Source organism: Pseudomonas sp. G2-4, from assembly GCF_030064125.1.
In the GTDB taxonomy this organism is placed as follows: domain Bacteria; phylum Pseudomonadota; class Gammaproteobacteria; order Pseudomonadales; family Pseudomonadaceae; genus Aquipseudomonas.
Window position 1 is genome coordinate 2,009,227 of the sequence record NZ_CP125957.1, and the last position, 11,706, is coordinate 2,020,932.

At 60.1% G+C, this 11,706-nt stretch carries 8 protein-coding genes and 1 other RNA gene; 7 read left to right on the forward strand and 2 right to left on the reverse strand.

The features are described from left to right. The first annotated feature begins 8 nt into the window (after positions 1-8). The 7 genes from QNH97_RS08940 to ffs all read left to right on the forward strand — a co-directional run bounded on the left by QNH97_RS08940 (position 9) and on the right by ffs (position 10,129). Complete coding sequence (locus QNH97_RS08940) at positions 9-668, forward strand: GntR family transcriptional regulator (RefSeq protein ID WP_283556498.1); 660 nt, start codon at positions 9-11, stop codon at positions 666-668. Positions 669-670: 2 nt separating this feature from the next. Further along, a complete protein-coding gene (smc, locus tag QNH97_RS08945) occupies positions 671-4,159 on the forward strand; it encodes a chromosome segregation protein SMC (RefSeq protein ID WP_283556499.1) in 3,489 nt (1,162 codons plus the stop codon). A gap of 258 nt (positions 4,160-4,417) precedes the next feature. Further along, the gene (gene zipA / locus QNH97_RS08950) at positions 4,418-5,263 is read left to right on the forward strand and encodes a cell division protein ZipA (protein WP_283556500.1); all 846 of its coding nucleotides are present in this window, start codon (positions 4,418-4,420) and stop codon (positions 5,261-5,263) included. Positions 5,264-5,397: 134 nt separating this feature from the next. Beyond that, on the forward strand, positions 5,398-7,755 hold the full coding sequence (gene ligA / locus QNH97_RS08955) for an NAD-dependent DNA ligase LigA (RefSeq protein WP_283556501.1): 2,358 nt from the start codon (positions 5,398-5,400) through the stop codon (positions 7,753-7,755). 233 nt (positions 7,756-7,988) lie between these two features. Further along, a complete protein-coding gene (locus QNH97_RS08960) occupies positions 7,989-9,149 on the forward strand; it encodes a zinc-binding metallopeptidase family protein (protein ID WP_283556502.1) in 1,161 nt (386 codons plus the stop codon). A gap of 165 nt (positions 9,150-9,314) precedes the next feature. Then, entirely contained in the window at positions 9,315-9,668 is a 354-nt protein-coding gene (locus tag QNH97_RS08965) for an SRPBCC family protein (protein ID WP_283556503.1), read from the forward strand. A 364-nt stretch (positions 9,669-10,032) separates the two neighbouring features. Further along, an RNA gene (gene ffs, locus QNH97_RS08970) (signal recognition particle sRNA small type) lies at positions 10,033-10,129 on the forward strand. 184 nt (positions 10,130-10,313) lie between these two features. On the opposite strand, the gene QNH97_RS08975 is transcribed toward ffs, so the two are convergent. Both QNH97_RS08975 and QNH97_RS08980 read right to left on the reverse strand, forming a co-directional pair. Then, positions 10,314-10,820, reverse strand: coding sequence for a DUF4823 domain-containing protein (locus tag QNH97_RS08975; protein WP_283556504.1), 507 nt, complete (start codon positions 10,818-10,820; stop codon positions 10,314-10,316). A 241-nt stretch (positions 10,821-11,061) separates the two neighbouring features. After that, the gene (locus QNH97_RS08980; RefSeq protein ID WP_283556505.1) at positions 11,062-11,376 is read right to left on the reverse strand and encodes a helix-turn-helix domain-containing protein; all 315 of its coding nucleotides are present in this window, start codon (positions 11,374-11,376) and stop codon (positions 11,062-11,064) included. Between the last annotated feature and the right edge of the window lie 330 nt (positions 11,377-11,706).

Sequence of the window (11,706 nt, forward strand, 5' to 3'; positions counted from 1 at the left end):
GGACAACCATGACGTTCAAGGCCCCGGACAGCCTCGCCGAGCAAATCGCCCATTACCTCGCCGAGCGCATCATTCGCGGCGAAATGAAGCCGGGAGAGCGCATCCAGGAGCAAAAGGTCACCCTGGCGCTCAATGTCAGCCGCGGCTCGGTGCGCGAGGCCCTGTTGATTCTGGAACGGCGCCACCTGATCGCCATCCTGCCGCGCCGTGGCGCCCACGTCACCGAACTCACTGAGCATAATGTGCGCAGCCTGTGTGCGCTGATGAGTGAGCTCTACATCCTGCTGGGCAATGCCGTGGCCCATGGCTGGCAGGATCAGGCCGACATGGCGCCGTTCGTGGCCATCCAGCAGCGTCTCAAGGACGCCTTTGCGCGCCAGGACATCCGCACCTTCGTCGACGAAAGTTTCAGCGTGATGCGCGCCGCGTACCCGTTCGCCAACAACCCTTACTTGCAGGAAACCGTCGAGAACCTGCAACCGGCCATGAGTCGTGCCTATTTCCTCGCCCTGGAACAGCGCAAGGCCGAGATGGGCGAGTTCCTCGACCTGTTCCAGCGCCTGCTCGCCGCTGTGCTGGCCCGTGATTTACCGCAGATTCGCATCGTGCTGACGGCCTACGCCCAGCGCAGTTGCGATCTGGTGGTTTCCGCCCTGACGAAGGCCTGAACGTGCGGCTCAAGTGCATCAAACTGGCGGGGTTCAAATCCTTCGTCGACCCGACCACGGTGAACTTCCCCAGTAACATGGCGGCGGTGGTCGGGCCCAATGGCTGCGGCAAGTCGAACATCATCGACGCCGTGCGCTGGGTGATGGGCGAGAGCTCGGCCAAGAACCTGCGCGGCGAGTCGATGACCGACGTCATCTTCAATGGCTCCACCAGCCGCAAACCGGTGAGCCAGGCCAGCATCGAGCTGGTGTTCGACAACTCCGACGGCACCCTGGTGGGCGAGTATGCGGCCTATGCGGAGATTTCCATTCGCCGCAAAGTGACCCGCGACAGCCAGAACAGTTACTTCCTCAATGGCACCAAGTGTCGGCGTCGCGACATCACCGACATTTTCCTCGGCACCGGCCTGGGCCCGCGCAGCTACTCGATCATCGAGCAGGGCATGATCTCCAAGTTGATCGAGGCCAAGCCCGAGGACCTGCGTAACTTCATCGAAGAGGCCGCGGGGATTTCCAAATACAAGGAGCGGCGCCGCGAAACCGAAAACCGTATTCGACGTACACACGAAAACCTTGCGCGCCTGACCGACCTGCGCGAAGAACTCGAACGTCAGCTTGAACGCTTGCACCGGCAGGCCGAGGCCGCCAAGAAGTATCAGGAATACAAGGGCGAGGAGCGTCAGCTCAAGGCCCAGTTGTCGGCCCTGCGCTGGCAGGCGTTGAACGAGCAGGTCGGCCAGCGCGAGGCGATCATCGGCAACCAGGAAGTCAGTTTCGAGGCCTTGGTGGCCGAACAGCGCAACGCCGATGCGGCCATCGAGCGCCTGCGGGACGGGCACCACGATCTGTCCGAACGCTTCAACCTGGTGCAAGGGCGCTTCTATTCGGTAGGCGGCGACATCGCCCGGGTCGAGCAGAGCATCCAGCACGGCCAGCAACGGCTGCGTCAGTTGCAGGATGATTTGAAGGAAGCCGAGCGAGCGCGCCTGGAAACCGAATCCCACCTGGGTCACGACCGCACGTTGCTGCTGACCCTTGGCGAAGAGCTGGACAGGCTCACGCCGGAGCAGGAAATCACCAGCGCCGCCGCCGAAGAAGCCGCTGCCGCCCTGGAAGAGGCCGAGCTGACCATGCACGGCTGGCAAGAGCAGTGGGACAGTTTCAACCTGACCTCGGCCGAGCCGCGGCGTCAGGCTGAGGTCCAGCAATCGCGCATCCAGCAGCTGGAAACCAGCATGGAGCGCCTGGCCGAGCGTCAACGCCGCCTGGCCGAAGAACGCGCCTTGCTCGCGGCGGACCCGGAAGACGCGGCGATTCTGGACCTGAGCGAGCAACTGGCCGCCAGCGAAGCCACCCTCGAAGACTTGCAGGCCAGCGAAGACGCCCAGGTCGAACGGCTTGAGCAACTGCGCCAGGCCTTGCAATTGGCGTTGCAGAACCAGCAACAGGCCCAGGGCGAGTTGCAGCGACTCAATGGCCGCCTGGCCTCGCTGGAGGCCTTGCAGCAAGCCGCGCTGGACCCGGGCACCGGCACCGCCGAATGGCTGCGCGATCAGCACCTGGCCGAGCGCCCGCGACTGGCGGAGGGCTTGAAGGTTGATGCTGGTTGGGAACTGGCAGTGGAAACCGTACTCGGCGCGGACCTGCAAGCAGTGCTGGTGGATGACTTCGGCGGCTTCGACCTGTCGGGCTTCACCCAAGGCGATCTGCGCCTGCTCAGCCCGGCCGGCGACGGGGTACGTGTACCCGGCAGTTTGCTGGACAAAGTCGAGGCCCTGGTTGATCTGTCGCCGTGGTTGGGGCAGGTCAAGCCGGTGGCAAGCCTTGAACAGGCTTTGGCCTTGCGTGGGCAATTGGCCGCTGGCGAAAGCCTGATCAGCCAGGACGGTTACTGGGTCGGCCGGCATTTCCTGCGGGTGCGCCGGGCCAGCGAAGCCGAGAGCGGCATGCTCGCCCGAGGCCAGGAAATCCAGCGCCTGAGTGCCGAGCGCGAAGAACGCGAGGCCAGCGTCGAGGCCCTGGAAACCGAATTGCAAAACCTGCGGGCACAACAGCGTCAACAGGAGAACGGTCGCGAGCACCTGCGTCGGCTGTTGCAGGACGAAGCGCGTCAGCAAGGCGAGCTCAAGGCGCAGTTATCGGCCGGCAAAGCCAAGCTCGAACAATTGGCCCTGCGCCGCACCCGCCTGGAAGAAGAGATCGCCGAGTTGGGCGAGCAGCGGGCCCTGGAGCACGAACAGATCGGTGAGGCGCGCCTGCAATTGCAGGAAGCCCTCGATGCCATGGCGCTGGACACTGAACAGCGCGAACTGTTGCTGGCCCAGCGCGACAGCCTGCGTGAACGCCTGGACCGAGTGCGCCAGGAAGCTCGCCAGCACAAGGATCATGCCCATCAGCTGGCGGTGCGCCTGGGTTCGCTCAAGGCTCAATACGATTCCACGCGCCAGGCCTTGGAACGGCTGGAAATGCAGTCCGAACGCCTGACCGAAAAACGCGAGCAGTTGAGCCTCAATCTGGAAGAGGGCGAAGCGCCACTGGAAGAGCTGCGCCTCAAACTCGAAGAGTTACTCGACAAGCGCATGAGCGTCGACGAAGAGCTCAAGACCGCGCAAATTGCTCTGGAAGACGCCGACCGTGAATTGCGCGACGCCGAGAAACGCCGCAGCCAGGCCGAGCAGCAATCCCAGCTGATTCGCGGCCAGATGGAACAGCAGCGCATGGAGTGGCAAGCCCTGACGGTGCGGCGTAAAGCCTTGCAGGACCAATTGCTGGAGGACGGCTACGACCTCAACGGTGTGCTTGCCACGTTGGTGGGCGGGGCGAACGAGAAGGACGCCGAGGAAGAACTGGAACGTATTGCCCAGCGCATCCAGCGGCTGGGGGCGATCAACCTGGCGGCCATCGACGAGTACCAGCAGCAGTCCGAGCGCAAGCGCTATCTGGATGCCCAGAACGACGATCTGGTGGAAGCGCTGGAGACCCTGGAAAACGTCATCCGCAAGATCGACAAGGAAACCCGCAACCGCTTCAAGGATACCTTTGATCAGATCAACGGCGGGTTGCAGGCCCTTTTTCCAAAAGTTTTCGGTGGCGGCAGTGCTTACTTGGAACTGACGGGCGAAGATTTACTCGATACAGGGGTGACAATCATGGCGCGTCCTCCTGGCAAGAAGAACAGCACCATCCATTTGCTCTCCGGTGGCGAAAAGGCGTTGACCGCGTTGGCCCTGGTTTTCGCCATTTTCAAGTTGAACCCGGCGCCGTTCTGCATGCTCGATGAAGTCGACGCGCCGTTGGACGACGCTAACGTAGGTCGTTACGCACGGCTGGTGAAGGAAATGTCCGAAACGGTGCAGTTCATTTACATCACCCACAACAAGATCGCCATGGAAATGGCCGATCAACTGATGGGCGTGACCATGCATGAGCCAGGTTGCTCGCGTCTGGTGGCGGTGGATGTGGAGGAGGCCATGGCCATGGTGGATGCCTGAAACACAGGCCGTAGGGCATCTACCTGGAGCGCTGTAGGTATTTTTTACCCTTGGGCCTGTTGTCCAATCCACAGATTGGGCACAAGGCTATGCGACAGACGGTGTAAAGTTATCTTTGGTCGTGCTAGTTTAATGTCAATTTTTCGTATGCGTGGGCAAAACGCCATTCAGAACATAGAGTTGGCGCCACGTTTTAAAGCGGTTTGCAAATAGCTAAGCCCCTTATTTTTCAGCATTTTTATAGAGGCACGGGATTACATGGAAATCGGTCTGCGCGAGTGGCTGATCGTCATCGGCATCATTGTCATTGCCGGTATTCTTTTCGACGGCTGGCGCCGCATGCGCGGCGGCAAGGGGAAACTGAAGTTTCGTCTTGATCGCAGCCTGTCGAACCTGCCGGACGACGACGGCAATGCCGAACTGCTGGGCCCGCCCCGGGTGCTGGACACCCATAAGGAACCGCAGCTGGACGAGCACGACCTGCCATCGATGAGCGCGCCTGCGCGCGAGCCGCGGGAATCGAATGCCAAGCGCGGCAAGCGCAACAGCGAGCCGTCCCAGGGTGACCTGAACCTCAACCTTGACCTGGATGGCGGCCCGAGCTTCAGCAGCCGTGACGACGATTTCCCGGACGAGAACAAAACCTCGAGCGCCGACAAAGACCAGGCCCAGGCCGAAGAAGTGCTGGTGATCAGCGTGATCTGCCGCGACCCGGCCGGCTTCAAGGGCCCGGCGTTGCTGCAGAACATCCTGGAAAGTGGTCTGCGCTTTGGCGAGATGGACATTTTTCACCGTCACGAAAGCATGGCCGGCAATGGCGAGGTGCTGTTCTCCATGGCCAACGCCGTCAAGCCAGGCGTGTTCGACCTGGACGACATCGATCACTTCAGCACCCCGGCCGTCAGCTTCTTCCTCGGCCTGCCGGGTCCACGTCATCCCAAGCAGGCCTTTGACGTGATGGTGGCCGCGGCGCGCAAGCTGTCCCAGGAGCTCAACGGCGAACTGAAGGATGACCAGCGCAGCGTATTGACCGCCCAGACCATCGAGCACTACCGCCAGCGCATCGTCGAATTCGAGCGTCGGGCGCTGACCCAGAAGCGCTGAAGTCAGCAGAGCCTTTGTGGCTGAAGGCTTTTGTGGCGAGGGAGCTTGCTCCCGCTGGGGTGCGAAGCACCCCCCCATGTATCAAGAAAAATCGAGCAGCCTAGGCTGCTCTTTTGCTTTATGAGAGAACACCCATGAACGCCGTCGAAACCCGCATCCAACAGCTGCGCACCGAGTTGGATCAGCACAACTACCGCTACCACGTCCTCGACGAGCCGAGCATCCCGGACGCCGAGTACGACCGTCTGTTCCACGAGCTCAAGGCCCTGGAAGAACAGCACCCGGATTTGGTGACCAGCGATTCCCCGACCCAGCGGGTCGGCAGCGTGGCACTGTCGGCGTTCAGCCAGGTGCGTCACGAGATCCCGATGCTCAGCCTGGGCAACGCTTTCGACGAAAATACCATGCGCGAGTTCGACCGGCGGGTGACGGAAGGTCTCGACCTGCCCATGGGCGACTTGTTGGGCGGTGGCGCGGCGGTGGAGTACAGCTGCGAGCCGAAGCTCGATGGTCTGGCGGTCAGCCTGTTGTATCAGGATGGCATGCTGGTGCGCGGCGCCACGCGCGGTGACGGCACCACCGGTGAAGACATCAGCGTCAATGTGCGTACTGTGCGCAATATTCCCCTTAAGTTGCAGGGCAGCGGTTGGCCGCCGGTGCTGGAAGTGCGTGGCGAGGTGTACATGTCCAAGGCCGGCTTCGAGCGCCTCAACGCCACGCAACTGGAGGCGGGCGGCAAGACCTTCGCCAACCCGCGTAACGCGGCGGCCGGCAGCTTGCGCCAGCTGGATTCGCGGATCACTGCCAACCGTCCCCTGGAGTTCTGCTGCTACGGCATCGGCCAGGTGACTACGGACATTGCCGATACGCACATCGGCAATCTGAAGCAGCTCAAGGCCTGGGGCATGCCCATCAGCCGTGAGCTGAAACTCGCCCACGGCATCGACGAATGCCTGGACTACTACCGCGACATCGGCGAGCGGCGCAATGCGTTGCCCTATGAAATCGACGGTGTGGTGTTCAAGGTCAACAGCATCGCCTCCCAGCGCGAACTGGGCTTCCGCGCCCGCGAGCCGCGCTGGGCCATCGCCCATAAATTCCCGGCCACTGAAGAACTCACCGAGTTGCTCGACGTCGAGTTCCAGGTCGGCCGTACCGGTGCTGTCACGCCTGTTGCACGGCTCAAGCCGGTGAAAGTTGCCGGCGTGACCGTGGCCAACGCCACACTGCACAATATGGACGAAGTGGCGCGCTTGGGCCTGATGATCGGCGACACGGTGATTATCCGTCGCGCCGGTGACGTGATTCCGCAAGTGGTACAAGTGATCACCGAGCGTCGCCCGGTCGATGCCCGTCCCGTGGAAGTCCCCCGACAATGTCCGGTCTGTGGCTCCCATGTCGAGCGCACGCAGTTGATCAAGCGCAGCAAGGGCCGCGAGACCATCAGCGAAGGCGCGGTGTACCGCTGCGTCGGTCGCCTGGCCTGTGGCGCGCAGCTCAAGCAGGCGATTATTCATTTTGTGTCGCGTCGGGCCATGGATATCGAGGGGCTGGGCGAGAAGAGCGTCGAGCAACTGGTGGACGAGGGGTTGGTGGGCTCGCCAGCCGATTTGTATGCCCTGACCTTCGAGCAAGTGGTCGACTTGGAAGGTTTCGCCGAGCTGTCGAGCAAGAACCTGCTGGCGGCCATCGTCGACAGCAAAAAACCAAGCCTGGCGCGTTTCATCTACGCCCTCGGTATTCCGGACGTGGGCGAGGAAACCGCCAAGGTCCTGGCCCGCTCCCTCGGTTCGCTGGAGCGGGTGCAGGCGGCCTTACCCCAAGTGCTCACGTACCTGCCGGATGTCGGCCTGGAAGTGGCCTACGAGATTCACAGCTTCTTTGAAGACCCGCACAACCGCCAGGTGATCAAGGACCTGCTGCGCCACGGCCTCGATATCCAGGACCAGGGCGAGTTGGGCGCCGAATTTTCTGCCAGCACGACGCTGGGCGGTTTTCTCGACAAGCTGCACATTCCGTCGGTCGGACCGGGCGGGGCACAGAAACTGGCAGACAAGTTCGGCACCCTCGAAGCGGTGATGAGCGCCGACTGGCTGGACATGCGCCAGGCGTTACCGGAAAAACAAGCCAACGCCGTGCGCGAGTTCTTCGCCATCGCCGCCAATCGCCAACAGGCCGAGGCCGCGGAGCAACAACTGCGCGACTTCGGTATGCATTGGCAAAGCGAGAAAAAAGTCGTCGAAGGCCTGCCCGAAGCAGGACACTCCTGGGTGTTGACTGGCTCGCTGGAGTTGATGAGCCGCGATGTCGCCAAGGACAAATTGGAGAGCCTGGGGGCCAAGGTGGCCGGTTCGGTGTCGGCGAAAACCCATTGCGTCGTGGCCGGACCGGGGGCCGGTTCGAAGCTGACGAAGGCCAATGAGCTGGGGCTCAAGGTGCTCGACGAAGAGGCGTTCGTGGTGTTTTTGAGTAAGCATGGCATCACGGTTTAACCATGAGCGCTCGCTCTTGTGGCGAGGGAGCTTGCTCCCGCTCGGCGGCGCAGCCGTCGTAAAGCCGGCTGACGCGGTCCGTCTGGGGAGGTTGCGTCGTTCCGATTGGCGCGGCTGCGCCACCCAGCGGGAGCAAGCTCCCTCGCCACGGTTTATCCGGTGCTATGACGCAAAGCGTGGGAACGATCATGTACAAGGGGGAATCTAGTGCTTCAGGCTCCAGGGAGATCGCCATGTACCGTTTCTTCGAACAACTGACCTCACGCATCGCCGCGCCTTTCATGGGCGACCGCTCACGCAACAGTAAAATCTGGTCGTGCCGCTGCGGCCAGTCCTTGTTTTTTCGCAACAGCCAATGCCTGGCTTGCCTGGCGGTGTTGGGCTATCAGCCTGAGCAAAGTCGCCTGTCGTCCTTGCAACCCGGCGAGCAATCCGACACCTGGACACTGGACGTCGACCCGCAAGCCGGACTGTTCCGCCGCTGCGCCAATCTCGACACACCGGCAGCGTGCAACTGGCTGTTACCGGCCAACGGCTACGATACCCTGTGCATCGCCTGCAGCCTGAATCGCACCATTCCTGATCTATCGATCCCGGAAAACCCCGAACGCTGGCGCAAAGTAGAAACTGCCAAGCGCCGGCTAGTGGCGCAACTGATCACCCTCGGCTTGCCGGTCATCCCGAAAACCGTCGACGAAAATATCGGCTTGGCGTTCGATTTCATCGGCGTCGATCCCGCTGGCACGCCACCGACCACGGGTCACGCCAGCGGACTGGTCACCCTCGACATCAAAGAGGCTGACGATGCTCATCGCGAATACGTGCGCCAGCAGATGCGCGAGCCGTATCGCACCTTGCTCGGGCATTTTCGTCACGAGGTTGGGCACTATTATTGGGATCGGTTGATCGCCAACAGCCAGTGGCTCGGTGCCTTTCGCGAACTGTTTGGCGACGAGCGCGCCAGTTACGCCGAAGCCCTGGAGCGCCACTATCAGCAAGGCGCGCCGCTGGACTGGCAAACCCGCTACGTCAGTGCCTACGCCACCATGCACCCTTGGGAAGACTGGGCCGAAACCTGGGCCCACTACCTGCACATGATGGACGCGGTGGACACGGCGCTGGGCTTTGGCATGAGTGCCCGGGAAATGGATTTTGATTACCAGCCGTTCCCGCCTGAGACCTTGTACGACCCTGAACACACCGGCGGCGCGGCCTTCCTCTCGTTCGTCAACGCTTGGATCGAACTGGCCGGCATGCTCAACGAACTGTCCCGCAGCATGGGCCAGCCGGATTTCTACCCGTTCGTCGTACCGGCCGCCGTCATCACCAAGCTGCATTTCATTCACCTGGTGATCCAGGAAGAGGGTGGCCGGGCGGATGAGGTGCTGTTGTAGGCTCCCCTAGCAAGTTTTTGCTCGCCAGATACAGAGTCGACTCTAGATAAGAGGCTGGGCGAAGTTAAAGTAATGCCATTTGTTTTTGATAGTGGTTTTGTATTCTGACTTTCCTTTACCCTAAGGCCGTCATGGATGATGGCTATATTTATTATGGAAAATTTTATGAAACACGATCAGATGGATAAAACGACGACCATTCCCAATGTGCCCCGGAGGCTTTCCCAGGCAGGACAAAGTACTTACACAATTATATTGGCCTGGCAAATCTCGGATAACGTCCGCCCCGACCAGATTGCCGCTCATACGTTTAGAGTGACTGCCGTGTCTACTGGGCAGGGGCAGTTTGTCCCCGCCACCACTGTCCGGCCGGACCATCGTGGTTGGTACCGCCATGAAATAGGCGTCAGTGGTGGCTCCAAGCCGGTGTACTTCAATGTTCAAGTTCGGGCTCAGGCGCTTAATGGTGAGTACGGACCGTTTTGTCCAGTGTTGGTTTGTAATACTTCGTCGAATTAAGGTATATGCGTCTAGTTGCCAAGAATTCAGCATTTGGAGTGATTTGACGTAGAAAGTTTAAAAGGCGTCTGGTCCAGTCTCTATATTGAATGTGCCGACGCCTTCGCGAGCAAGCTCGCTCCCACATGGGTTCTGGGGTGTTCACTGCTTCGGTGTTCGCAACAGATCCGAGTGCGAGCGGGCTTGCTCGCGAAAGCGGTGTGTCAGAGGGCATCCATGTCGAATCTGTCGACGTCATCGCCAGCATGCTCGGCAAGTGCTTGAACATCTTCAGTTTTTTAATCCGGCGCGAACGGTTGTAACTTCTCGTCAGATAGGTACAATGGCGCGGCTCGCCGTCAGGCGGGCGTCGTTATGGTGACCCCATCGGTCCCCCCGCAACGATTACCCGTGAACCTGGTCAGATCCGGAAGGAAGCAGCCACAGCGGGAACATTGTGTGCCGGGGTGTGGCTGGTGGGGTTGCCTCCATAACGCCCAGGCCTTCGTTCGCAAGGCTTGTCCAAATTTCAGATTTTCTTTTTTTGCTGATCGATATCGATTGTTGCTTTCTGCTGTCCGGCTTTTGACCGGGCAGTGCAATCGAAGTCCAGGAGAATCAGCCTGGTCCGAGAGGGCCAGGCTCAGAGCGCTTGCGGTTGTCTGATCAGTATTGAGCCTTCACATACTCACCAATTGGCTCTTGCAGCAGATCCTGCGGATGATCCCCGCCAAAGGTCGCCCATTTACTTTTACCCGTCAGGATCGCAGACCCCAGCGGTTCCGCGCCCGTCGGGCCATAGATGGCGAGCTTCACTTCAATCTTGTCGGGGATGCCTGACCATTCTGTGGCGCGCTCTTCCCAATGCAGGATTTCCGGGATGACGTAGTAGCCCGAGGGGCTGTTTTGTCTCAGGCAGCTCAGTTCGCGGCACGCGCCCATTACCGTCACACGGTTGGTGTAATGCGAGAACGCCGTTTTAACGGCGGCGGCTGTCATGTCGCCGGACGCAGGGTACACCGTCGTTTCGTAGCGGCCGTCGATCGGCGTGGCGATGGCGATGGGCATTTGCCGATCAAGTTTTACCTGGCTGGGAAGGACATCCTGTTGCGCATATTTAGCGGTGCAGCCGGTGACGAGTATCGAAACAAGAATGATCGAGAGTTTATGCACGGTGTGCCCTTGGGATTCTATGGATGTCGGCGAGTCGCAGGCATCGTGGGATGCAAGATGGGCTCTGATAGTCGGGGCTCGGGGCTGGCGATGTCAACGTGACATTATCTATTGGTTCGCCCCATAGCAGCGAAGGGCTGTGGGAGTCTGCGTACAACTAGCCAGTTGGCTAGGCAAACGCCAAAGAGAAGCAAGGCCTGTCTTGCCTCGACAGGCCTTGCTTCTCTTTTTCATGACTTCATCAAGGCTTGGACAAGGCCTGGTCAACCGCTGCGATCAGCTTTCCCAGATCCTTCGGGGTGGCTCTGTGTATGACACCGAACAGATAAGCTCGCTGTTCGTCTTCATCGCCCATGTCGGCAAAAAAGGCTTTCAGCTGCACATCCAGTACGTCGGCAAGCAGGAACAGGGCTTCGACGCTGGGGGTGTAGGTGCCGGTTTCGAAACGGCTGATGGTTTTGGGGTCAAAACCGGTTTTTTCGCCAAGTTCAGCCTGAGTAAGCCCCGCTATTTTGCGATAGCGTCTGATGGCTGCACCCAAACTTGAAATTTGCATCGCTCAATTCCCATTTAGAATCAAGAACTTAACGATAGATTTTTGCATTAGGCAACCGCATTATTCATCACCTTGACTTGCAAAATGTGATGTGTTTCGTAGAATCGGCCTTTAGCACGGGTATTTAGTGATCTGCTTCAGAAGCCTGGATGTGCGAAAAGAGTGGGCCTTGCGTTTCTTGCCGTCACACAAGGCAGGGGCCTACCCCTCTCAAGTAGCGCTTTCAGGGCCCGCGCTCCAGCTTATCTCAAGGTGTTTGAGCCTAGTTGATTTTCGCCTGTTCCAGAGGCGGTCCAACCGCGCGCGACAAATGAGCCTGACTCATGGATG